This is a genomic window from Spirosoma sp. SC4-14 (genome assembly GCF_037201965.1).
Lineage (GTDB): Bacteria > Bacteroidota > Bacteroidia > Cytophagales > Spirosomataceae > Spirosoma.
On record NZ_CP147518.1, the window covers coordinates 2,011,208 to 2,033,784 of the forward strand.

Here is a 22,577-nt window from a genome sequence, read left to right on the forward strand (position 1 = left end):
ATAATGCTTGGTTTTGAGGGTGAAAAAAGAATGATAAATGATGAGTTATGAATGATAGAGAAAAAACGATAGGACTATAATCATTTATAACTCATCCTTGTGCGCTTATTTTCCAATCAGGATTACAACACTTCGGGCGCCAACCAAAAAGTCGGACTGATTTGCCAGTAGTGCTTCTTTGCCATTTTCGTAGATGTCGGCCGAAGCAGGCATGTCCGTATTGGCAAACAGATACCACTTTTTCTCGGGTGGCAGGGCTGGTAACTCGAAATGAAGCCCACCCCAGAACATATTCATGGCAACATAAATCATGTCGTCTTTCACAATACCCTGCTTGGCATGGTCGCCACAGAGCAGAAACGCAAATGATCGACTGTATTGCGACCGGTCGCAGTTCCAGGCTTTTACGCCGTGGAAACTAATGTCGGGGTAGCCACTGCCTTTGTAATCCCAATACTGAAAATGCGTTGGGCTACGCAGAACTGGGTGCGAACGCCGAAAATGAATCATGTTTCGGGCAAAATTGTACAGATCGGCATTAGCCTCTACCTGATCCCAGTTAAACCAGTTCAGGTCATTGTCCTGGCAGTAGGTATTGTTGTTGCCTTTCTGTGTCCGACCAACTTCGTCGCCCATGAGCAGCATCGGAACGCCCTGACTCACCAGCAGGATAGCGAGCGAATTCTTGATCTGTTTGTGGCGCAGGAAATTGATGGCCGGGTCGTCGGTTTCGCCTTCCCAGCCGCAGTTCCAGGAGTTGTTATCATTGGCGCCGTCGTTGTTGTTTTCGCCATTTGCCTCGTTGTGTTTCTCATTATAGGCAAACAGGTCGTAGAGCGAAAAACCGTCGTGGCAGGTAATGAAATTGATGCTGGCCGTTGGTCCACGCTGATGATAGAGGTCGGGCGAGCCCATAACCCGCTGAATCATGCCTCCAACTTCGCCCGGATCGCTTTTCAGGAATTTACGCACACTATCGCGGTATTTGCCATTCCACTCGGCCCAGCGTCCGTAGGCCGGGAACGATCCTACCTGATAAAGACCACCCGCATCCCAGGCTTCGGCAACAAGTTTACATTTGGCCAGAATGGGGTCGGAGGCCAGCGATTCCAGCAGGGGTGGGTTGCTCAGTGGGCTACCATCCTGAGCGCGTCCGAGAATGGCTGCCAGATCGAAGCGGAATCCGTCGATATGGTATTCCGACGCCCAGTAACGCAGGCAGTCGAGTACCATGTTTCGAACCACAGGGTTATTACAGTTGAGCGTATTGCCTGTTCCCGAAAAGTTAAAATAATAGCCTTCGGGCGTAAGCATGTAATACGTCTTGTTGTCGATACCCCGGAACGAAATGGTAGGTCCCCGGTGGTCGCCCTCGGCAGTGTGGTTAAATACCACATCGAGCATGACTTCAATGCCATTTTTGTGCAGGTCTTTAATGAGCGTTTTCAGCTCGTCGACCTGCATACCAAATTTTCCGGTAGCGGCATAGCCTGCCTTGGGTGAGAAAAAGTTTACGGTACTATAGCCCCAGTAGTTGAGCAGCACTTCGCCCGTTGTTGGACTTTCGCGGCTGTTTTCCCACTCATCAAATTCGTAGATCGGTAGTAGCTCAACACAGTTTATTCCCAGTTCTTTCAGATACGGAATTTTGGCCCGCAGCCCACTGAATGTTCCCGGATTTTTGACCTTTGACGTTGGGTGTTGCGTAAACCCACGAACGTGCATTTCGTAGATGACCAGATCTTCGATCGGTGTTTCGAGCGGGTGATCGTGTTCCCAGTCGAAGTCTTCGAACGCCAGGCGGGAACGATAGGGGTAGATGTTGTCCCAGTTTGGTTTTGCCAGCCACGTATCGCGTCCACCGATCACTTTCGCGTAGGGATCGCTCAGAATAATTGATTTGTTGAACCGATGTCCGGCCGTTGGATTGTAGGGCCCATCCATTCGGTAGCCATACTCCAGCCGTTCGTAGTCGAGTTCAAAAACAATCATGCTGTAGACATTGCCAATGCGAAACTCGTCGGGAAACGGAATTTCGACAAAAGGCTCGTCGGCCCCCCGTTCAAAAAGTACGAGTGTGCAATTGGTAGCAGCACTGGAGAAAATGCTGAAATTAACTCCGTTGGCTACCATTGTGGCACCGAACGGCAACGTATGACCACGCCTGAACTTAATGCCCTGGTGTTCGTGAGTCGGGTAATAATCGATCCGATTATCGAGCATAATTACGCTGCTTTAAGGGTTTTTATGCCTTCTTCCAGGGTTTCGGCCGTAATGAAAAACGACAGGAAACCCGTGTTTGCCATAATATCCAGAATCTCTTCCGAGGTGCCTACCAGTACGACTTTGCCATTCTGCGCTTTTATCTGCCGATAAATCATCAGCAGTACCCGCAAGCCCGCACTCGACAGAAAATCGACATTGGACAGGTTGATAATGGCTGCGCTTTTACCCTGAATGGCAGCGATGGCATTTCGTTCAAACTCGGGTGCAGTTTTGCTGTCGATGCTGCCGGTTGCTTCTATAACGGTGATGTCATCAACCGTGCTGGACGTTACATTCATGCCTGTATAAAGTTTGAAAAGTTGAAGTTTAGGCGTTGCTGGTTGATTGGAGCAACCAGCAACAAGTCCTATTGAACCGGAGTGAGTAATACTTTCACCCGTACCTGCTCACCGGAGTCGGGCAGTTTAACGGTCAGTCCCTGCGCGTCGAAATCCTGGTAGGGTTCGTCGTTGATGTAGCATTCGCTGATGTATACGCTACCCTGAGGCAGAATGTCCGGCGATACGTGCAGGATTCCATCTTTGAACGAATCGGGGTATGGCTTAAAGTAGAAGTATGTTGGCTGCTTCGTAATCAGCAGGTTAACATAAACCGTCGACAGGTAGCAAAGCTCCGTGCTGTGGTAAGCACTCATCGAGTGGCTACCTTTGAAGCGTTCGGTTCCCATCAGATAGGGCATACCGTTTGAGAACACGTTGAAGTATACGCCACCGTCGTCGGTATCGAGGAAGAAGGCGTTGTAGAACGAAGCGGCTTCGCGGGCCTGTTTCTCGTATTCTTTATCGTCCAGCAGACCATGCAGAATCATATAGGCCAGAATGGCCTGTTCCTGCTGCCACCAGGCTTTGCGGTCGTGCCAAACAAACTGATGCCGTTTGGTGCTTGGGCTAACAACCCGTTCAACCACATCGTACCAGCCACCCCGCTGTTGGTCAGATCCCGCTTTTGGCATCAATTCAGCGATCTTTTTGGCAAAATCGAGGTATTCCTGTTTCGGCCGGAGTGATTGCATCCGCATCAGGTTCCAGGCTATTTTAAGGTTATGCCCAACCACGGCCCGGTTTTGTTGCCAGCCCCAAGTCTGATCCTTACTCCAGTCTTCCATGAATTTCTCCTGAACAAACGGGCTGTTTTCGTAGTCCGGGAAATATTTGGTGATCGTGTCGAACGTATATTCCAGGAAGTCGGCGTATTTTTTCTCACCCGTAGCCAGATACAGATTGATGAGGTAGGCTGGGGCGTGGTCGCCAACTGAGTTCCAGTTTTTACGGGCGCGGTTGTGGGCCAGCGATTCATCGCGCGGATCGAGACCAATGGGATCGATGTGCGAGAAATAGCCTTCTTTTTCGGTGTCTTTGTAGTAGGTTTCGAAGAGATCGATGGTTTTTTCGATGTCGAACATGATCCGCTTGTCGCCAGTGATGCGGTAGGTCTGGGTTGGACCCGCCAGCGCATAAATCTGCTCATACATCGGAATCGAGTAGAAATCGTCGCCGAATTCAGACGTGAGCAGTTTGGTTTCTTTCGCACCGTCTACTTTCACGCCATGGTACCAGTAGATGAGATCGGCATCCTGATCGAAGAAGCGCATGTGTTCGCGGAGGTATTCAGTACCTTTTTCGGCTCCTTCCAGAAACGCATCGTTACCGGTCAGCATATAGGCCGAAGCAAACCCGTAAACCATCCGCGAAATGGTATCGGTTTCCTGGAGGTAATCGCCTTTTTTAGCACCGGCCAGGTGTAGCATCGTCCGATACTTGCTATAGTCGATGGATTCTTCGGGATAGTTGAATTGCCATTTCAGATAGCTGGATGCAATGGAACTGATCTGATGAATCCACCAGTCCTGACTTTCGTGGCGGTATTGTAAGGGTTTCTGACCCGGAAAAATCATCCATTGCACCTCAAATACGGGCTCTTCGTTGTCGAGTCCCGGATAAAATGTGCCATAGGCATGAACATACTGCCCTTTCTGCGAAAGCAGTTCGAACATCATTCCTGTTGCATCCTGATAGGGCTCGTTTAGATTTCGTACCGACCGGGCGTAGGTGGAGGTGATCAGGTAAAGTTTAAACTGACGACCATCGGATGTTTGGAGAATAAATGCTTTCTCAGACGGAATAAATTCGACTACATAGCCCGAGATCGTATCTGTAAACGTAAAGTCGATCCGCATATTAGCGGTTCGTGTCGCAGAGGTTAGGCCATCGGCACCAGGAGCCACGTTTGTAATATCGGTTGCCATAAATGCTTGATTGGGGTTTGGTTAGTTTTCAGTTTTCGGTTTCTGGTTTACGGTTGTGCTGCATAAGAAGGAAGTATGCTCACAGGTGGAGCAACCGTAAACCATACACCCTTATGCTACTTCGTCGGTATAGCCCTGGCTAATCTCGACGATATTGCCATCGAGATCTTTGATCCAGACGGTTTTCCAGCCTGGAATGAAATCGCTGAAATCGAGTGGGCCGAGGGTAATGTCGGCAGCCGAACCCATAGCCTGTATGGTTGCCTCAATATCATCGACCTGAAAAGCCAGATGCCGGATACCCGAATAGTGGGGGCCATCGTTGGTAGCCGCCGGTAATCCCGGTTTTTCGGCATCGGCCCGGAACAGTTCCAGATAAACAGGCTGATCGTTTTTTAGAAATACGATCTGGTTATCGTCGCCTAAGGGTATGACCCGAGCCCGCCGGAAACCGAAATGATCGCTATAGAATTTCTCGGTAGCGATGGGGTCGGTGCAGGACAGTGCGATGTGCGAAAAAATCATAACTACTCTGTTTACAAATGCGTTGGTGGTTGAGTTAGGCAGTTGCAGGAATGGTGGGCAAAGGATTCAACACAGTATCATTTGACCCATTTTGTTCAACAGTTAATCTGGCGTGGATAACAGTTCGATAATTTTTTTCGCAAACAGATGGGCATGCCCTCCCGAACGGCCTGTAACCAGATCGCCATCGACAACAACATCTTCGTTTGTGTAGATGGCACCATAAGCTTTGGCATCGCCAATGAGGTTATTATGGCAAACGAGCGGCCGACCCGCCACCAGTTCAGGAGCTGGAGCTGTTAGCCATAGCCCATGGCAAATGATTCCTTTCAGAACCGACTTTTCGGCGAAAACACGCTTCAGAAATTCGGTAGCGGGTGGAATCTTCGTAACATCTTCTGTATACCGAAGCCGGTCGGAAACCATGCCCGAAGGCACAATAATGGCCGAATAGCTCCGTAGCTCTTCGTCGCTCATGTTCTCGAAACTCTCCCAGCAATCCATCGGCACCTTGTATTCGTGACCGTGGAAGGTGATTCGTTCCTGCCCCCATAACCGCGTCAGGAAGTGCAGATCAGCACCTTCCTCGGGGAAGCGATACTTGTAGTAAAAGATTTCGTTTTCGAAGTAGTCGCTCTCGAAAAGTACCCCGATTTTTTTGCCGATCAGTTTCATGTGCTCGTTTGGTTTATGGTCTGTGGTGATTGGTTTATGGTTTTTAGTTTATAGTTGCGCTGCAACACGTACCTCCTCTCGTGGATAAACCATAAACTAAAAACCATAAACCCATTATAGAGATGCTGACCCTTCGCGGGGAACGAAATCATCAACGACATACTTAGTCAGGATGGGCTCGCCCGATGGGCCTGCTTTCAGGCTCCAGGTCTGATAGGCATCGGCGTCGATGCGCTTGCTGGTCGCTTCAGGGGCTGTCCAGACGCTGGCTTCCCAGTGAACAACAACCGAAACGGTTGCCGTGTCGCCGTCGATGGTGGCGTCGGCTTTGGTAACGGTGTGTACCTCATCGAAGAACGTACGGATTACGCGCTGGTACCAGCTTTCGAAGCCAGCATAGCCATAAACCGTTACCTCTGGGAATACGCATTCCAGCTCATCGTCGGCCAGCAGGGGCAGTATTTCAACCATTGGCACGTGAACATCTAATTTGTAATACCAATCGGCAACAAACTTCTGGATAGATTCTTGAGTCAGCATTGAGTGTTTGGGTTATGAGTGTTGGGTTGATGGTTTACTGTTTTCGGTTTACGGTTGCTCTGCATAGTAGCATACACCTTTCTGTAGCAACGCAACCATAAACCGTAAACCGAATTAGGCCAGCGACCCGTCGGGGTGTTGAACCATACCGGCAAAGTGGATGGCAATTTTGCCATCGCGCAGTACCCAGCTATCGGCAAAGCGCATATTGGCTTCCCCATCTTTGGTTGTCATCGTAATTTGTTCGGTAATCATCAATGTCTGCGGATCGTCGGTTTCACCCCAGAATACGATGTCGGTTTCCAAACCGTCGATTCCCAGAATGCCCTGCATGTGCTCTCTGATCTGATCGCGGCCTTTATAGATGATGGGCTTCTTCATGAAACTACTAATCAGGAGCGCATCGTCGGTGTACTGATCCAGCAGAGCCTCGATGTTTTTGTCGAGAATAAGCTGGATGTGCTCACGGTACATTTTTCCCAGTGGAGTATCGGGTACGTTTGTCATGACGAACGAAAAAAGAGGAAGATTTAAGTCGTTAGTTCTTTGGGTGCAGCTTCCTGTACAAGCCGTTTCTGTAAGTTCAATAACCGATCAATTGACCAGATGGCAATGGCCACCATCGTTATCAGCACGAGTGCGATTCGTAAGGTATTGTTGGGGGCAGTTTCCCATTTTTTAGCGATCAGCAAGTAATAGGCAAGCCCTAAGCCAAAGTAGACCACACTGATAACGATGTGGCTATTGAGGTCGATCGAATGGCCCGTTCGGTGCGATTTGCCCAACAGCATTGGCCATACGTACCAGAGAGCCATGGCAAAATGCCAGGTGGCCAGTCCCCATACGAAAAGCTGGAAGTGCTGGGGTGATTCGGCCAGAAACGACCACATCAGGAGCGGGAATATGGCCGAGAAGCGGGCCGTATCGAAAAAGAACCGATTGAATGAGCCTTGATAAGGCACCCGCTCAATCAGCACGCTAAAGCCTAGCCAGGCCGTAACAATGAAAAGCAGCGTAGTTAGAAACGAAACTAACACCAGCACATCGTTCCAGTTGGTAATATCAAACGTTGGAGCGGTATTCCAGTGGAATCGGTCGTTGAGCAAACGAAACCCCGTAACCAACGTTAACGAAAAAAACATGGTGATTAGATTCGGTAACCGTATCAGGACCTTTGATAAGGTGCTAGTTTCCATTTCTGTTAAATTAGAGGAAGGTGACGTAATGTAGTAAGCTTAGCGAAGCTGCTCAATCAGGCCCCAGTCGTCCCAGTTAGCCCAGGCTTCAACAATTTTGTCGTCGACAACATGGTACATAACCAGCCCTTTCCAGGTTGCTTTCCGGCCTGTTCCGGGAATACCGGCAAACGTGTTTGTATGCGTACCTGGCGCGGCAAAACGAACAACCACTTTGTCGCCCTCGGCTACCATATCAACAATTTGCAGATCCAGATCGGGGAAAGCACCATAGAGCATGTCCATCTGGTTATGCAGCGCATTTTCACCTTTGATTGCTTCCGGAACCGCCGAACGGTCGATGTAGAAACCAGGTGCCGTAAAGTGACTGAACTTGCTGAAGTCGCGTTCGACCAGAATCGCCTTAACATACCCCCGAACGAGTTCTTTGTTTTCTTCGACAGACATAATGATTTGGTATTTATTGAATGGAAAATTGAGTAGTACTCAAGCGTACATGGTTTAGAAGTCGTAGAGTTTTTTGATACCGCCGATCTGACTCATCAGGCTCATGACATCGTTCTGAACTCGTGCTTCGATAATCTTACCGTCTTCGTTGAAACGGAAGAACGTCATACCCTGGATGGAAACCTGTTTGTTGCTGGCTGGCACATTGCGCCACGTACCAATATGTTTGGAGTCCATTTGCCAGAAAGCAGCTCCTTTCAGTTCTTCAGCAACGATGTCGTCGGGAGCAACGGAATAGGTCAGGTTTTCGAAAATACTCCGGTTCCGCTGAACAAGCCCCAGAAAGGCATCCCGCCCATCTAAATGAGCAAATGCCAGAACAAACTGAAAGCCCGGATCAACAATTCGTTCGGCTACGTCAATATCTCCCTTCGACCAGACGAGTTCCATGAACTCGCGTATTGTTTTAGTATTCTCTTCAATACGAGTCATTCCGACAGGTTTGTTTTAAGATTGATAGATGCCTGGCTAGCTTTTATACCAGTCAAAAAATGATCGCATTATTCGCCAGCACCGGGAGGAGGAGGCACAACGCCCAGTTGCTGCAACAGACCAAGTTCATCGACATTGGCCCAGCGTTCGGCAATTTTTCCATCCTGCATACGGGCAATGGTTGTACCCATAAACGTTAGCGATTTGCCGCTGGGGGGCATTCCCATTACACCGCCCGTGTCGGTGCCCGTCAGGCTCCAGCGGTGAACGACCTTGTCGCCAGCAAAAATCTGGTCCAGAATGGTCAGGTGGATGTCGGGCATGGCATGGCGGAACATACCGATAATTTGCTTGAAGCTGCCCGAACCCGGTTCGGTTTTGGTCTTTCCACCGACTAAAGAATGGTCGACCGCATCAGACGATAGTAAATCTTCGCGAACGACGCCAGTATTCCAGGCTGTGTCGAAAAACTCGATGCATATCGCGTTATTTTCTTCGGGCGTGAGTGCCATAGCTTGTGTGTTTAAAAGGGTTATTTGGTTTTAATTAAGTAATTGGTAATTGGTTGCTGGTCATTGGTAAATAGTTAATAACAAATGACCGGTGACTACTTCGTAATTCGCCAGCCTAATCCAGCTGTCATTATCCATCGTCGCTCTTCGGTTATGTAGTGGAAGGGGATGATGAGTATCGCTCGTTTATAGCCCACATAAAAACCAGCGCCCAACGATGGTACAACCAGGGTCGATGTGCCACCTTCCGGTCGGCCAATTCGGAGCGAGGGATAGAAATTAATGGCAATGCGCCACTGTCCCTCACTAATGCCTACCGACGGACCACCTAAACAGAAAAAGGTATACTTCCCATTAGTAGATAGCGAAACAATGCCATCGTAATGGGCATGTGCTTTAACCGACGGAGTCGGCAGAGCGCTGGTGCTATCTGCTCTGGTGGTACCCTGATACGCATAGGCGGTTAGGGTTGTGGCGAACAATAGGACAAAGACAAAAGGATTCATATTGGCCTTGAATTCATTGTGGTTTAGCGCACCATTAGTCGTTGAATGACTTTTCTTCTGACTTATTCACTGCCAAAAGCTGCTTCTGTAGGAAGAATTCCCATAAGTTGCCCCACCAATTGTAAGTGAACCCTGCCATCACCAACCAGCATAATGTCGTAGACGCGCCGTTTGCCCAGCGAACTCGTAACCGTTGCTTCAAACCATACATAATCTGAATCGCTGGTGATATTTTCGACCGAAAGAGGTGTAAACCCCGATTCTTTGGCGAACAAATCATGAAACATTTGCCGAACCGCTTCGCGCCCGCTCACATCGACCCGAGCCGTAATCAACCGTATATCGTCCGAAAAAAAATCATCGGCCAGTCCATCGGCATCGCCCCGGCTGTGGAAGTCGAGGTAGCGCTCATGAAACATACGGGCTTCGGTTGTGTCTGGTGCCGTAAAACCTGCAAAATCGCCGGGTTGCCAAAGCGTTCCCTGACGAAGCCCGAACAACTGAAGGTAAACCTTGCCGTTGCGCAGAAACTTCACTTCGTAGGTTTTGATCGGATCGCCCTGCGGATTCTGGATGGTCATTTCGAGCCAGATATAGTTGTCGCCCAGCTCGTATTTATCCATCGTCCGATCGCCCAATGAGCCAAGTCGTTCCAGATACAAAAGCACCAGTTCCTTAATGGCGGCATGTCCCTGGGCTCGAAACATAAAGCCATGCATTCGGGCATCGTTTGTATAACAGGCCGCGATCATACCGTCGATGTCGCCCCGTTGCAGATACGCCATCTGGGTGGCCTGCAGAGCTTCGGACGGACTCGTTGCAAGGGGTTGATTGGCTGGTTGCATGGGAGATGTAGGCTTCTTGGTTTGCGATTGATTATCCGGGAATAACGCCGAGCTGATGCAATAAACCCAGGCTATCGCCCGACATCCATAGTTCGGCTATCTTCCCGTTTTCGATACGAAACATATTGATACCCTGATCCGTAACTTTTCGGTTAGTGGCGTCATTGCCCAGAAAGCCCCCCGTATTTGTTGCTTCATACGACCACCGGCAGACTACTTTGTCGCCTTCCGCAATCAGATCGTGCATGGTGAAATGCACATCGGGGAATGCCGACTGGGCCGTTTCGAACCATTTCTTCAGTGAAGGTGGCTGATGAGCCTGCCCCGGCGGAAAATGAAGCTTCAGATCGGCAGCCGTGATTTCGTTGATCAGATCACCCTGCTTTTTGTTCCAGAAGTCTTCCCAATACCGGGTAACAACGGCTTTGTTGGCTTCGGTAGACATGGCTTTAGGTCGTTGAGAGAACCAATTGAATTCGATTAGGCTGGAATAACACCCAGTTGCTGCATGAGTCCGAAGTCGTTTTCGTTGACGTGGACCGAAACGATTTTGCCGTGGCGAATCGTGAAAATGTCGATACCGAAATCTTTGATGTGGTTGCCGGTTGGCGGAGCACCCAGGAACTCACCGTTGTGCGTGCCCTCAATTTGCCAGCGGCTGGCTACTTTATTGTTTTCGGCCATTTGCCGCAATACGGTAAACTTGATGTCGGGGAAGGCATTGCGCAGGTAGCCGACAAACCCTTTGAAAGCGTCGTAGCCAACAATTGGTTCGGGTTGGGTTGGGATGATAAAGGCAAACTGCGGATCGAGAATTTCTTCGACCACGTCCAGTTTTCCTTCGCTCATAATATCCCCGAAATATTTCGCTACCAGGGCTTCGTTTTCGGCCGCTGTTGTTTCGGCTTTGGCTCCTTCGGCGGCCGGAATTACGCCAAGTTGTAGCATCAGGCCGAGCGTATCTTCGTGCCCGATTGATTCCACAATCTTGCCATCTTTGATGGTATGCCAGGTCATGCCGTCGATCTGGAAGTAGTTACCGGTAGCTTCAACGTTGCCTTTTACGGTCAATAGCGGCCCGCCCGTGTGCGTGCCACCGCCTACCCAGCGTGTTGCCACCCAGTCGCCATTGGCTACCATATCCTGCGGATCGATATAAAAATCGGGGAAGGCACCATGCAGCATTTGCACAAGACCCAGGAAGCCGTCGGGACCGTGAAATGGCTCGGGATGAGTTGGCAGCGTAAAGACAAAATCGTCAGACAGAATTTCGTAGGCCGTATCCTTACTGGCCTGATTCATGATCTCGTGGAAGTAACGCCGGGCTATAGCTTTGTTTGGATTACCTTGTGCCATTGGGAGTTGTAGGGTTTGATTAGTGGTTTTTCAGTATTTGGTTTACACTACTTAATCGTGTTCAGCAGAGGTTTTCTGACCAGGGCCAGCTAGGCCCCATTCAGAATCATGTCGGCGGCTTTTTCGCCAATCATAAAGCAGGGAGCAACCGTATTACCGCTCGTAACAACGGGCATTACCGATGCGTCGGCCACGCGCAGCCCCGCCACACCACGAACTTTTAGCTGTGAGTCAACCACGGCCATTTCGTCGTTTCCGATCTTGCAGGTTCCAGCCGGATGCCAGAGGGTAGAGCTTTGGCTGCGAATAAAACCGTCGGGGTCGCCGGGGCCCGGAGCCAGTTCGCCCCCGTTGAGCGACGAAAATGCGTCGGTTTCGGCCAGTTTTCGGCACAGGTCAATGGCTTTCCGAAGCACGTCCATGTCGGCTTCTTCCTGCAAATAATTGGGGTTGATCACGGGTTTGTCGAGCGGGTCAGCCGACCGAAGTTTTACGTCACCAACGCTCTTGGGCTGCACAAGAATGGCCAGAAAAATGCAGACGCTACCGCCAAAATCGGGCAGAACCGGAGCGAGCGGTGCCGGAATACTGGGCGTGAAATTCAATTGTAAATCAGGAGCAATCGCGCTTTTGTCGGTGCGGGTAAACAGAACGTTGCCGGTGAGCAGTGTGGTCATGGGTCGATCACTTTTTGCCCGGAAAATGACCGGCAACTGTACGTGGTCCTGAAGGTTCTGACCAACACCCGGCAGGTCGACGTGTAACGGAATGCCAAGCTCGCTCAGGTGTTCGGCAGGGCCAATGCCCGATAGCATCAGCAGTTTGGGCGAACTAAGGGTTCCGGCGCTAACAATCACTTCGTTTTCGACCAGAAGCTGTTTTGTTTGCCCATTCTGAATGTACTCAACGCCAACGGCTTTGCCTTCGCGAATCAGAATGCGGGTTACCTGTGCCCCGGTAACGAGCGTGAAGTTAGATCGATCCTGTATAGGTTGCAGAAAAGCCGTGGCAGCACTACAACGCTGTCCGTTGGGTGTAATATGAAATTGCAGAAACCCGGCTCCGTCTTCCTGGCGGGCTCCATTATAGTCCCAGTGTGGGCCATCGTATCCGAGTTCGACTGCGCCCTGAAGAAACTCTTCCGAACGCATCACATCGTCGGGGCAATTCACGACCGATAGTTCGCCCGTGTCGCCGTGGTATTCCGACGGCCCACATTCATAGGTTTCCAGCTTTTTGAAGTAGGGCAGCACATCGGCATAGCTCCAGCCCTCGGCACCTAATTCGTTCCACTGATCGAAGTTGGCCGCATTACCACGTACATACATCATGGCGTTGATCGACGTGCTACCGCCAACCACTTTGCCCTGGTTGATGGTTAGTTCGCGATTAGCCATAGCTGCCTGCGGAGTTGTTGGAAGCGCCCAGTCGACGGCCGAACCCCATAGTTGTACGAATCCGCCAGGATCAGATACTGTGGCATCATTATCCCACTCACCGGCTTCGAGTACAACCACTTCAAAGGCAGGGTTGGCACTAAGCCGATTGGCAATGACACTTCCTGACGCACCCGCTCCAATAATAGCGTAGTGACAATGTGATTTCATGAGTACGGTTAAAAAAGAGGTAGGGTTTTTTCGGTTTATGGTTTATCGTTTATGGTTGCTTCGCTTGTTCAGAACCTAAATAGGCGAAGCAACCATAAACGACAAACCGTAAACTTCTTTATTGCGAACAATTGGTTTTTACCCAATCGGGGTGGAAGTTGCCTTCCAGAACTAAATCGATCAGGAACGGTTTATCGTCGGCCATCATGCGTTCGATGGCTGGGCCAATTTCTTCGGCTTTCTCTACCCGAACCGCATCGACACCCATCGATTGGGCCAGTAAATCGAACCGAATTGCAGGATAGGACAAGTCGAACGAAAGCGGATGCGCCCGGTTGTCGATCGTACGCTCTTTCCAGTAGACGTCGATATTTAGCTGAAGCAGTTTATACGACCCATTGTTGCAGACCACGAATTTGGCTCCCGTATTGTGCCGAACGGCCGACCACAAGGCCTGAATGGTGTACATACTACCGCCATCGCCCGAAAATCCGATTACTGTTTTATCGGGATGAGCCAGTTTGACGCCAATAGCCCCCGGAAAGCCAACACCAAGTGAGCCGCCCCGCGTTACGAAGTAGGAGCCGGGTAACCGTGGCGGAATTGCCTGCTGCACGGCGGGAGAGTTGGTTAGGGCTTCGTCGAAAATAATGACATCGTCAGGCACTTTCTGCGCCAGTAGCTCGGCAAACTGCGCCATTTTCAGTGGTTTGCCGTTTTCTGGCTCCGATGCGCTGGCAGCGGGTGCGGGTTGTTTTGCAGCGCGGGCAGCCTGCAAACGACTGGCCGCTGCTGCTTTCTGATCGTCGGTTTGCAGCCGTTCGATAGCTTCGGCCAGCGCTTGTAAGGAGAGCTTCGGATCGCTGACAACCCCCAGGTCGACGTGGTGATTTTTAGCGATTTCGTAGGCGTTAAGGTCGAAGTGAATCACTTTGGCTCCTGGCTTGTAGATGTCTTCCAGCCGTGGAAAAACCTCTGGCAGCATATAGGTGCCAACAACCAGATTCGCATCGCCTTTGCTGGTCATGGGGTAACTATAGTCGCCAAACATGTGTCCCGTTGTGCCTTTGTAGAGCGGGTGCGTATTGTCTATGAAGACATCGCCGAAATCGGCTCCGTAGACATCGGCACCCAAAAGCTCAGCAACGTGAGCGAGGTCGTCGTTGGCACCGGAATAGGCTACGCCGTCGCCCGCAAAAATGACTGGCGTTTCGGCTTCCAGCAGCCAGCGGGCCGCTTCTTCGATCTGTTCGGGAGCAGGAACAACCCGTGTAGAAGGCAAACTGGTTGGAACAACCGGTTCATTGTTGATCGCATCCAGCACATCCATTGGCATACATACATAGACGGGGCCCATAGGTGGCGTTGCCGCTATCTTGATGGCCCGGCGTAGTGTGCGCAGCAGCGACTCTGGCGAAAGAACCAGTGTCGAATACTTCGTAACGGGAGCCATCATCGACACCAGATCGTTGGCCATCTGAGCATCCATATTCATATACTGCAAGCCCGCGTCGGAGCCAATCACAACCAGTGGCGCGTGGCCACGTTTGGCCTGATACAAGGCACCAACGGCGTTGCCAATACCAGGCGAACTGTGGAGCTGCACCAGGGTTGGCTTTTGGGTAGTACGGGCGTAGCCGTCGGCCATCATCACCGCCACACTTTCCTGAAGCGTCAGGATGTACTTCATGTCGGGGTAATCGGCAACGGCATCCAGGAAGCCCTGCTCTACCGTACCAGGATTACCAAACATGTGGTCCATGCCATCGGCCAGAAACTGCTCGATGATTTTCTGATTTCCGGTTTTACCAGCCATACCGCTTCAAGCCATTGTCAAGTACATTAACGAACTGGTCTCCAAACTCAAATGAGCATTGTAGCGAGCGAGCCGTAATGAACGGATAATCGACAATAACTGAAGTCTCTTTTCCGAAGTTGCCGTGGAATTGACCTTCCGGGCCAACTGCATCGCTCAGGATATATTCGAGCACGTAGGGTGGGGGCCCCATGTTGAGGTCGGTGTGGAGAAATCCTGTGCCGTCGTGGTAGTCGTATTCGATGCAGTGGCCGGTTACGTGCTTACCCCGAATAATGGACCGGCGCTCGTTGAAATCGCGGGCAAAAACCAGTGGAGCAACCCCGTAGCAAATGGCACCGATCGGCATGTTTTTCTTGTAGAATGCCAGAATGATGTCGTGTACGCGCTGGTTGTTCACCATATCGATGATGGGGCCACTGCCACCAACCAGAAGCAACGCGTCATATTCGCTGGTCAGTTCGTCCTGGGCTACTTTCAGATCGCTGAAGTATTTTTCGAACTTCCGCAAAAAATCGGAGGTCGAAAAGTAAGGGCGCTCAGGAACTACCTCCGACATATTCCGCCGGGTTTCCAGTCGATTTGTTGCTTCAAAGGCTTTCACCATCTCGGCTGCCTCGGGAGTGGTTACACAAACGCCTAACGGTGGATCTACATACGTTGTGTCGTAGCTAGGGGGCAAGGCTTCTGCTTTCTTTCCTTTTGGGGTCATAAACTCGACGGTGTAGCCGGCTTCTTCGAGTTTTGTCAACGGACCCACCAGTTCAATCCCCCAGTATCCATATTCTGATAGGATTGCCAGAACTTTCTTTGACATGTAACAGAGTAGTTGTGGTAAAAAAGAAAAATTAATGCACGAGAATAATTAACAACACCCGCGCAAACGAGTGAGGATGTAGGATGCCCTTGGGCCAGACAAAGTAGAAAACGGAAGTACCATAGCAGCGCTATAGTATTACAGATCGAATTCTAAGCAGGAGTTGTTGTGTTTCATATAAAAAGAGGAAGGCTTAGGTAATGACTTGGTTTTGAAGTACGAATCAAAACTATCAAATAAGTAATCACCCGAAAAGACATTTGCCGTGAACAACGGACCTCATGGAGTGAACGACACGCTTTTGGGCGTGAAGTAGGGAGAGGTTAAATCAGCGGAATCGGAAATGGTGTAAAAACTCTTCTTTATAGACCCGGCCCAGCGGAACGGTCTGCCCCGGAACCTGCACTTCGTAGTCGCTGAACGACTCAACATGGGAGAGATTAACGGCAAAAGATCGGTGAACCCGAATCAGGGCCATATCGGCCAGGCGTTGCAGCAATACCGCCAGCGACAGGCGTAGGACAAACTTACGCGTGGGCGTAACTACGGTGGTGTATTTGTCTTCGGCTTCTACATAGAGGACTTCCGCTTTGTGCAACCGCACAAACTGATAGTTTTGCTTAATAAAGATATAATCGCCAATCTGTAAGATGGTTTCACCTTCGCGGGGGCTCATTGCGTTCGACATGGGTTCAACAACGGCGGGCTTGTTGCTGCCATTGACATAGGCAAAGTTGCTCAGGGCAATTTCAATAGCTATGCGCAGACTGTCGGTCGTAACGGGTTTTGTTAAGTAAGCGGCTGGTTTTGTGGCTTTTGCCTGTTCCAGCGTTTCCCGGTCGGTGAGGGCTGAGAGGTAAATGATTGGTACGGGCCCCTGGGCAAGGAGTTGCCGGGCCGTTTCTATGCCGTTCCAATCGCCCCGAAGGTTAATATCACAAATGACAATATCGGCATGTTGTTCTTTGTGCAAGGCAAGTGCCTGGCGACCCGTTGTAGCTGTTCCAACGATATGGTATCCTTCGGATTCAAGTTTAACGCAAAGCTCAAGAGCTAAGATTGCTTCATCTTCAATGATTAAAATTGAAACAGGTCTAACGGGGCTGGCAGTCATGATATTAGTAACTCTTATGGGTATATGAGTAGATACTTATTCTCAATTCTTCCGACTTAAGGCGTTAATCCACCGCGAAATACCGAGTTTTGGCAGTGAAAGTATCTATTTTACACCGTAAGCATTTATTATACGGCTTTTATTAATTATACGGTAATACTAATTGTCACTACCTGATAAGTTAACTAGTAGTAAGGCTTCTGTATAACCCGAAGTAATGACAAAATCGACAAGTGTACTAAAAATGTATGGCCGGAATAGCTTGTGCAGCTAGTGGCCATAACGGCATTCTTTCATAAATCTGTTAATCTATAGATTAGCAAATATAAAATAAAAATCATATAACTTTAAACGCTCTTCAGAAAGGGTTAAGAGCCTTGGTCAGAGGTATATTTTGAGCCGCATAGTGTATGAGTAAATACTACCTGTTGTCTATTTTCCTGTTTTGCATTGTCCGTAACGTATTGCTGGCTCAATCGAATTTATTGCCTGATTCACTTAATAAAGCTCCCGATTCGCTGAAAATGTGGGCGTTGCGTCATGTGGGCGATTCGCTGGCCTATGCCGGACAATACATTTCCTCCAGGGAGGCCTTTCAGCAGGCGCTCGATATGGCACTTGCATCGGGCGATCGAAAAGCGATCAGTCTGGGCTACCGGGGGTTGGGTTTCTGGAACGAACAAACCGGCGATTATGGACAGGCAATCAAGTGGTATCTGAAAGCGCTGGGGCTATTTAAAGAACTGGGTGATAAACGACAGTATGCCCGCACGTTGCTATTTATTAGTTCGAGTTATGATCGATTGCAGGACTATAAACGGGCTCTGAATTACATCAATCAATGTTTGGCCATTGCCCGGCAGGAACAGTATACCGATCTGTTGATCGAAAGTTATGAAGGCCTGGCTATTTACGAATCGAAAGCTAGTCGTTATCAGAAAGCGCTGGAGCTCCGGAAGAAGGTACTTGCCTACTACCGGGCGGCTAAGGACTCAATATCCTATTACCAGGCCTTATATAATATTGGTCTACTGTATAAAAACATGGGGCAGTATACCCGGTCGGAACGCGCTTTTAAAGAAGTGCGGACTTTTGGCGAGCAACAGAAAAGCGATTATTTGATCGGATACGCGAACCTGAGCCTGCCATACGCGCTAATTCCTCAGAATAAGCTCGATGAGGCTGAAATCTGTTGCCAGCAGGCATTGCAGTGGGTCGAAACAACTGGAATTGAGAAGAGTACATTTCTGCAGGAAATAAATGGGCACCTCAGCCGATTGTGGGAAAAGCGGGGTAACTATCAGAAAGCACTCCACTATTATCGCCTTCAAACGGCAAACCACGATAGTATTATCAATGCCGAACGTAGCCGTCAGGTAGCAGAACTGGAAACCCGCTATCAGACTCGCGAAAAAGAAGCCGAAATTCAGAAACTGGGCGAAGCTAATGCCCAGCAGACACGCCAGATTGGGGCTGCTGTGGCTGGCCTGCTGATTTTGGCTGTTCTGGTGGCTGCCTTATATAATTTGTATGTGCGCGTACGGCATAGCCGTCGGAAAATTCAGCAGCAATCGGACCAGCTAACGCTGATGATGAGAGAAATTCATCATCGGGTAAAAAACAATCTGGCCATTGTGTCGAGCCTGTTGTACCTGCAAACTACCCAGCTCGACGATGATGATGCCATTCAGACCATGCGGGTTGGGCAGCAGCGGGTCGAAGCAATGTCGCTTATTCACCAGCGACTCTATCAGACCGATCAGACTACAACCATTCACGTACGGGATTACCTGACCGAGCTGATCGATAATTTGCTGAAAGCCTATGGCTATCGGCATACTGATTTTGAGCTGCAACTAGCTATCGACGATCTGGAACTGGATGTAGACCTAGCCATGCCACTTGGCTTAATTTTGAACGAGCTGGTTACCAATTCGCTGAAATATGCTTATAACCTGGGCCAGCACCCGTTGTTATATGTAGGCTTAACGGAGTCCTCCGACGAGTTCAGAGCGGATCTTATTCTGGAAATTCGGGACAATGGTCCAGGAGTAGATAGGGACGACTGGAACCGACCAGGACAACGGCATTCGTTTGGCCGACACCTGGTTACGTTGTTGAGTCAGCAACTGGAGGGAACTTTTGAGCTAATTAAACAGAATGGAACATTGTTTCGCTTAACGGTTCCTCGCCGTCGGTTGCGGATGTAACAACGCCCACAGGCAGTGCGTTAGTCGGCAGGAAGCTGAATCGTTACTTCTGTATACTGCCCTTCTTCCGACATGGTTGTCAGCGTTCCGGCATGTCCCTGAGTAATAATATTAAAGCTTTGCGAGAGCCCCAGCCCAGTGCCCTGACCGGTTGGTTTCGTAGTAAAAAAAGGCTGATAAATTTTGCTTAGGATCGACTCCGGAATACCCGTGCCATTGTCGCGAATACGAATGGTCACTAACTGATCGGACTGGCTTACCTGCGTACTGAGTACTATACTGGGCTTGTAGTCAGTTGGTAGCTGTTTCTGTTTTTGCCGAACAGCATAAAAGGCGTTGTTGAATATATTAATCAGCACCCGGCCAATGTCAACAGGAACTACTTTAATGGAGCCAACAAGGGGGGCTAATTCTTCGATCAATTCAGCCGTAAAGGTTTTGTCTTTAGTTTGCATATCCTTATACGCCAGTTTCATGTATTCGGAAGCCAGCTCATTAAGGTTAACCAGTTGTTTTTTGCCCGTACTGGTGCCGCTGTGTGAAAGCTGAAGCATACCTTTTACGATGCTATCGGCACGCTGACCGTGGTTTGAAATCCGTTGCAGATTCTGGATCAGATCGTCGGTAAGTTGCAGGGAGTCGGTTTTGTGATCAGATTCGATTTCTTCTTTAAGCTCGCCGAGCAATTCGAGGCTGACCGACGAAAAGTTATTGACGAAGTTGAGCGGATTCTGAATTTCATGAGCAATTCCCGATGTTAACTCACCGAGCGACGCCATTTTTTCTTTTTGGATGAGCTGGGTCTGGGTTTCTTCGAGTTCGATGAGTGTTTTGGTTAGCGAGTCTCGCTGCACTTCCAGTTCCTGATTTTGCTTCGTTATTTCGGCAGTTCGTTCGGCAATTTGCACTTCCAGTTGTTCGGTATATAGGGTCAGTGTATCGTTTGCTTTTTTCAACGACCTGGTCATTTCGTTGAAATTCTGTGTCAGATCTCCAATTTCGTCGGGCAAACCAACGGGTACTGCCGTACTAAGATTACCGGAGTTGACCTGTTGAACGCCCTCCAGAAGTCGTTGTAAAGGATCGGTAAGCGTAATGCGGAGAATACGCGGCAAAAGCAGAATCAGCCCTGCTGTCGAAAGCGTAATAATGCCAAAGAGCTTCACTAAGCCATCTTGCTGACTGGCTCTTGGGCCATAATCGGTAGGGAACAGGGGGGGATAGAAAACCAGCGTAACAATGAGCAACACCGTTCCTATCATCACAAATGTGAAACCAACGAGTTTAATCTGAAAGCTGGTTGGTATGGCCGCATAGGTTATCGACACAACAATCTGAGCCAGGTTGCCCACCCAGATGAAGATAAAGAAGGTCCAATAGCCAATGGTGCTATAAATGCCGAAAATGACCGCTACGATACAGGGAATTACAAAGCACAAATTGACCAGGGCCAGGTAGCGATTTCCTTTAGCCGCTCGCTCGTAGCCCAGTTTTCTCAGCAACCGTTCTTTTCGCAGGCCAATGTAAATAGCCCATAGATTGGTCAGCAACCCATAGATGAACATCGACGATTGCATTAGCAACAAGTCGCTGTTGTTGTAGAATTCATTCCAGCTATTAAACCCAATCAGACCCAGAACAGCACAGATCATCAGATACAGCAAAACCTTCTGCTCACGCGGAAAGGCTGGCTGAACAAAACGATAGAGAAACTGAATGTAGGCAATTTCGACAAGCCCCAGCGCAGGAACAAACATGAGGATAATCTGGAGCTGGTAAGGCAGTGTTCCAACATAAACCGGGTGAACACTATACCGAATCATATCGCCAAACTGCCAGAAAATCTGACTCAGGTAGAAGATTATAAACCACTTTTTGCCCGGAGCATCTATCTTTAGCCTGATTAGATAAATGTACATACTGCCCGATACAAGAACAAGTATGTAAGCCATTACGGAGTGGGTATGTAGCAGAACCAGATTCATTAGGTAGAAAGAGGACGGATTATGAGCCCAAGTTAAGGCTGATAATCAATTTGGGCACAAGTCGTTGACTAAATGGTAGTTGTAAAGTTGCTCTAATTTGTGACGTGCAGGAGAATTAACTAGCCAGAGGTAACCTGATGGTCAGAACAGTATATTCACCTTCTTTTGTATCGATGCTGATATGACCTTTGTGCGTTTTTACAATATTCTGACTGATGAACAAACCAAGCCCGGTGCCCTTAGAGGTTGGTTTTGTTGTTGAAAATGGCGAGAAAAGATGTCGAACATTCATATTTCCGCCCAAAATAAGCAACGGATCCCGTTAATAAACGTTGATTTACTTTGCTGGTAGTTACGTGAACTGTTCCTGTATGGCTATGCGGTACAACTCCTTTTGAGATCGCATCCTGATAATAGGAAGCGCCTATCCGTAAACCATCAATGGGTTTGATGTGTATGGCTGCCGTGAGTGATTTATATTGATCGTTATCTTCCAGATCGCCAGCCCAATTCCATTGCCCAGCATTAAATCATATCCAAACCGGATAGTTCCCAGGTTTTGACCCTGTAAACTTATACTCGTTGTATGGAGCGGAATAATATTTTCGCTGAAGACCAGCGGGCGGTCTATGGTTGGAAAAAAAACGCGTCCGTGATGGTAAGTGTCATTCCAGTAATTTATGGGAGTATGGTGTTTTCCAGGGAGAATAGTATGGTTTCCTGCGTAATTATATTTCAGAATTACCCGTTCGGCGCTAACGTTAAAGAAAGTAGGTGAGTCGGGCAAATAGTTAAAAACGCTTTCGCCTAAAAAAGACAATCGATCATTTAATTCAGACGCGATAAAAAGATCCTGCTCGCCAAAACTAAAATTTAATTTGTTATTCTGGTATGACGAATCCAGATCGATAAAACCTCTGATTTGGGTTCGTTGCGCTGCAGAATAATGAGCATAAAGAACTAAACAGCATATACTCCATGCTATCAGCAATAACCCTCCCTTTCTTTTCATATCAGGTTGATAGTAAAGACTAATTCATCACGATTTCGCTTTTTATTTTTTAGTCTAATTCAGGTACGGTCACCGGTTGTTGTATTGAATATTGCCGGTTTCTTTCGGAGGGCAATCGACCGGTAAATAAAGAGCCACAAGATCAATTCTACAGCAATCTGGCTCTTCTACAGGCAACCCGCAGCCATATGAAGTATGCATACTGTTATATGGCTGAAATGCAGCGCGGGTTTTACCTGTAAAAAAGAGACTCTAGGGTTGGGATTTGGATAGAAACGGAAACGTCACATTAGTCGTAGAATACTATATCAAAGCTATCAACTTCGTGTTAGGGGGCGAAAAAATTGCCGTGAACGACAGAATAAGTGGAACAAACGACGAGCTTTTGGTC

The 22,577-nt window shown here is 49.0% G+C and carries 22 protein-coding genes; 1 reads left to right on the forward strand and 21 read right to left on the reverse strand.

Annotation, left to right across the window (positions count from 1 at the left end):
• Positions 1-105 precede the first annotated feature (105 nt).
• From glgX to WBJ53_RS08205, 19 genes are all read right to left on the reverse strand, one after another.
• Positions 106-2,223, reverse strand: coding sequence for a glycogen debranching protein GlgX (gene glgX, locus WBJ53_RS08115; RefSeq protein WP_338875569.1), 2,118 nt, complete (start codon positions 2,221-2,223; stop codon positions 106-108).
• Positions 2,224-2,225: 2 nt separating this feature from the next.
• The gene (locus WBJ53_RS08120) at positions 2,226-2,564 is read right to left on the reverse strand and encodes an STAS domain-containing protein (RefSeq protein ID WP_338875570.1); all 339 of its coding nucleotides are present in this window, start codon (positions 2,562-2,564) and stop codon (positions 2,226-2,228) included.
• Between the two features lie 68 nt (positions 2,565-2,632).
• Positions 2,633-4,531: an AGE family epimerase/isomerase gene (locus WBJ53_RS08125; RefSeq protein ID WP_338875571.1), complete on the reverse strand. Its 1,899-nt coding sequence runs from the start codon at positions 4,529-4,531 to the stop codon at positions 2,633-2,635.
• 111 nt (positions 4,532-4,642) lie between these two features.
• Positions 4,643-5,056 (reverse strand): VOC family protein, encoded by a 414-nt coding sequence (locus WBJ53_RS08130; protein ID WP_338875572.1) that lies wholly within the window; start codon positions 5,054-5,056, stop codon positions 4,643-4,645.
• A gap of 102 nt (positions 5,057-5,158) precedes the next feature.
• Positions 5,159-5,731 (reverse strand): DJ-1/PfpI family protein, encoded by a 573-nt coding sequence (locus tag WBJ53_RS08135; RefSeq protein ID WP_338875573.1) that lies wholly within the window; start codon positions 5,729-5,731, stop codon positions 5,159-5,161.
• A gap of 114 nt (positions 5,732-5,845) precedes the next feature.
• The gene (locus tag WBJ53_RS08140; RefSeq protein ID WP_338875574.1) at positions 5,846-6,271 is read right to left on the reverse strand and encodes a hypothetical protein; all 426 of its coding nucleotides are present in this window, start codon (positions 6,269-6,271) and stop codon (positions 5,846-5,848) included.
• Positions 6,272-6,385: 114 nt separating this feature from the next.
• Positions 6,386-6,778: a nuclear transport factor 2 family protein gene (locus WBJ53_RS08145; RefSeq protein WP_338875575.1), complete on the reverse strand. Its 393-nt coding sequence runs from the start codon at positions 6,776-6,778 to the stop codon at positions 6,386-6,388.
• A gap of 23 nt (positions 6,779-6,801) precedes the next feature.
• A complete protein-coding gene (locus WBJ53_RS08150) occupies positions 6,802-7,413 on the reverse strand; it encodes a hypothetical protein (RefSeq protein WP_338875576.1) in 612 nt (203 codons plus the stop codon).
• A gap of 93 nt (positions 7,414-7,506) precedes the next feature.
• Positions 7,507-7,914, reverse strand: a complete 408-nt coding sequence (locus tag WBJ53_RS08155) for an ester cyclase (RefSeq protein ID WP_338875577.1) — start codon at positions 7,912-7,914, stop codon at positions 7,507-7,509.
• 54 nt (positions 7,915-7,968) lie between these two features.
• Positions 7,969-8,406, reverse strand: a complete 438-nt coding sequence (locus WBJ53_RS08160) for an ester cyclase (protein WP_338875578.1) — start codon at positions 8,404-8,406, stop codon at positions 7,969-7,971.
• A 68-nt stretch (positions 8,407-8,474) separates the two neighbouring features.
• Positions 8,475-8,918 carry an ester cyclase gene (locus WBJ53_RS08165; protein ID WP_338875579.1) on the reverse strand — a complete coding sequence of 148 codons (444 nt, stop codon included), beginning with the start codon at positions 8,916-8,918 and terminating at the stop codon, positions 8,475-8,477.
• Positions 8,919-9,013: 95 nt separating this feature from the next.
• Positions 9,014-9,424, reverse strand: a complete 411-nt coding sequence (locus WBJ53_RS08170) for a hypothetical protein (protein WP_338875580.1) — start codon at positions 9,422-9,424, stop codon at positions 9,014-9,016.
• 62 nt (positions 9,425-9,486) lie between these two features.
• Positions 9,487-10,269 carry a nuclear transport factor 2 family protein gene (locus WBJ53_RS08175; protein ID WP_338875581.1) on the reverse strand — a complete coding sequence of 261 codons (783 nt, stop codon included), beginning with the start codon at positions 10,267-10,269 and terminating at the stop codon, positions 9,487-9,489.
• Between the two features lie 31 nt (positions 10,270-10,300).
• Positions 10,301-10,714 (reverse strand): ester cyclase, encoded by a 414-nt coding sequence (locus WBJ53_RS08180; protein ID WP_338875582.1) that lies wholly within the window; start codon positions 10,712-10,714, stop codon positions 10,301-10,303.
• A 35-nt stretch (positions 10,715-10,749) separates the two neighbouring features.
• Complete coding sequence (locus WBJ53_RS08185) at positions 10,750-11,625, reverse strand: ester cyclase family protein (RefSeq protein ID WP_338875583.1); 876 nt, start codon at positions 11,623-11,625, stop codon at positions 10,750-10,752.
• A gap of 89 nt (positions 11,626-11,714) precedes the next feature.
• Positions 11,715-13,232: a GMC family oxidoreductase N-terminal domain-containing protein gene (locus WBJ53_RS08190; protein ID WP_338875584.1), complete on the reverse strand. Its 1,518-nt coding sequence runs from the start codon at positions 13,230-13,232 to the stop codon at positions 11,715-11,717.
• Positions 13,233-13,350: 118 nt separating this feature from the next.
• The gene (locus WBJ53_RS08195; protein WP_338875585.1) at positions 13,351-15,048 is read right to left on the reverse strand and encodes a thiamine pyrophosphate-binding protein; all 1,698 of its coding nucleotides are present in this window, start codon (positions 15,046-15,048) and stop codon (positions 13,351-13,353) included.
• On the reverse strand, positions 15,038-15,865 hold the full coding sequence (locus WBJ53_RS08200; RefSeq protein WP_338875586.1) for a type 1 glutamine amidotransferase domain-containing protein: 828 nt from the start codon (positions 15,863-15,865) through the stop codon (positions 15,038-15,040). The genes WBJ53_RS08195 and WBJ53_RS08200 overlap by 11 nt, the downstream gene beginning before the upstream one ends.
• A 328-nt stretch (positions 15,866-16,193) precedes the next feature.
• Positions 16,194-16,979, reverse strand: a complete 786-nt coding sequence (locus WBJ53_RS08205; protein WP_338875587.1) for a response regulator — start codon at positions 16,977-16,979, stop codon at positions 16,194-16,196.
• Positions 16,980-17,389: 410 nt separating this feature from the next.
• Between WBJ53_RS08205 and WBJ53_RS08210 the strand changes: the two genes are divergently transcribed.
• Positions 17,390-19,189 (forward strand): histidine kinase dimerization/phosphoacceptor domain -containing protein, encoded by a 1,800-nt coding sequence (locus WBJ53_RS08210; RefSeq protein ID WP_338875588.1) that lies wholly within the window; start codon positions 17,390-17,392, stop codon positions 19,187-19,189.
• 20 nt (positions 19,190-19,209) lie between these two features.
• Here the strand turns inward: WBJ53_RS08210 and WBJ53_RS08215 are convergent, their stop codons facing one another.
• Together WBJ53_RS08215 and WBJ53_RS08220 are read right to left on the reverse strand one after the other, a co-directional pair.
• A complete protein-coding gene (locus tag WBJ53_RS08215) occupies positions 19,210-21,141 on the reverse strand; it encodes an ATP-binding protein (RefSeq protein ID WP_338875589.1) in 1,932 nt (643 codons plus the stop codon).
• Positions 21,142-21,598: 457 nt separating this feature from the next.
• Positions 21,599-22,186, reverse strand: coding sequence for a hypothetical protein (locus WBJ53_RS08220; RefSeq protein WP_338875590.1), 588 nt, complete (start codon positions 22,184-22,186; stop codon positions 21,599-21,601).
• Positions 22,187-22,577 lie beyond the last annotated feature (391 nt).

Bases quoted from the DNA above. Each gene is read 5' to 3' on its own strand.
- glgX (WP_338875569.1), bottom strand. From the start codon at position 2,223: ATGCTCGATAATCGGATCGATTATTACCCGACTCACGAACACCAGGGC.
- WBJ53_RS08120 (WP_338875570.1), bottom strand. From the start codon at position 2,564: ATGAATGTAACGTCCAGCACGGTTGATGACATCACCGTTATAGAAGCA.
- WBJ53_RS08125 (WP_338875571.1), bottom strand. From the start codon at position 4,531: ATGGCAACCGATATTACAAACGTGGCTCCTGGTGCCGATGGCCTAACC.
- WBJ53_RS08130 (WP_338875572.1), bottom strand. From the start codon at position 5,056: ATGATTTTTTCGCACATCGCACTGTCCTGCACCGACCCCATCGCTACC.
- WBJ53_RS08135 (WP_338875573.1), bottom strand. From the start codon at position 5,731: ATGAAACTGATCGGCAAAAAAATCGGGGTACTTTTCGAGAGCGACTAC.
- WBJ53_RS08140 (WP_338875574.1), bottom strand. From the start codon at position 6,271: ATGCTGACTCAAGAATCTATCCAGAAGTTTGTTGCCGATTGGTATTAC.
- WBJ53_RS08145 (WP_338875575.1), bottom strand. From the start codon at position 6,778: ATGACAAACGTACCCGATACTCCACTGGGAAAAATGTACCGTGAGCAC.
- WBJ53_RS08150 (WP_338875576.1), bottom strand. From the start codon at position 7,413: ATGTTTTTTTCGTTAACGTTGGTTACGGGGTTTCGTTTGCTCAACGAC.
- WBJ53_RS08155 (WP_338875577.1), bottom strand. From the start codon at position 7,914: ATGTCTGTCGAAGAAAACAAAGAACTCGTTCGGGGGTATGTTAAGGCG.
- WBJ53_RS08160 (WP_338875578.1), bottom strand. From the start codon at position 8,406: ATGACTCGTATTGAAGAGAATACTAAAACAATACGCGAGTTCATGGAA.
- WBJ53_RS08165 (WP_338875579.1), bottom strand. From the start codon at position 8,918: ATGGCACTCACGCCCGAAGAAAATAACGCGATATGCATCGAGTTTTTC.
- WBJ53_RS08170 (WP_338875580.1), bottom strand. From the start codon at position 9,424: ATGAATCCTTTTGTCTTTGTCCTATTGTTCGCCACAACCCTAACCGCC.
- WBJ53_RS08175 (WP_338875581.1), bottom strand. From the start codon at position 10,269: ATGCAACCAGCCAATCAACCCCTTGCAACGAGTCCGTCCGAAGCTCTG.
- WBJ53_RS08180 (WP_338875582.1), bottom strand. From the start codon at position 10,714: ATGTCTACCGAAGCCAACAAAGCCGTTGTTACCCGGTATTGGGAAGAC.
- WBJ53_RS08185 (WP_338875583.1), bottom strand. From the start codon at position 11,625: ATGGCACAAGGTAATCCAAACAAAGCTATAGCCCGGCGTTACTTCCAC.
- WBJ53_RS08190 (WP_338875584.1), bottom strand. From the start codon at position 13,232: ATGAAATCACATTGTCACTACGCTATTATTGGAGCGGGTGCGTCAGGA.
- WBJ53_RS08195 (WP_338875585.1), bottom strand. From the start codon at position 15,048: ATGGCTGGTAAAACCGGAAATCAGAAAATCATCGAGCAGTTTCTGGCC.
- WBJ53_RS08200 (WP_338875586.1), bottom strand. From the start codon at position 15,865: ATGTCAAAGAAAGTTCTGGCAATCCTATCAGAATATGGATACTGGGGG.
- WBJ53_RS08205 (WP_338875587.1), bottom strand. From the start codon at position 16,979: ATGACTGCCAGCCCCGTTAGACCTGTTTCAATTTTAATCATTGAAGAT.
- WBJ53_RS08210 (WP_338875588.1), top strand. From the start codon at position 17,390: ATGAGTAAATACTACCTGTTGTCTATTTTCCTGTTTTGCATTGTCCGT.
- WBJ53_RS08215 (WP_338875589.1), bottom strand. From the start codon at position 21,141: ATGGCTTACATACTTGTTCTTGTATCGGGCAGTATGTACATTTATCTA.
- WBJ53_RS08220 (WP_338875590.1), bottom strand. From the start codon at position 22,186: ATGAAAAGAAAGGGAGGGTTATTGCTGATAGCATGGAGTATATGCTGT.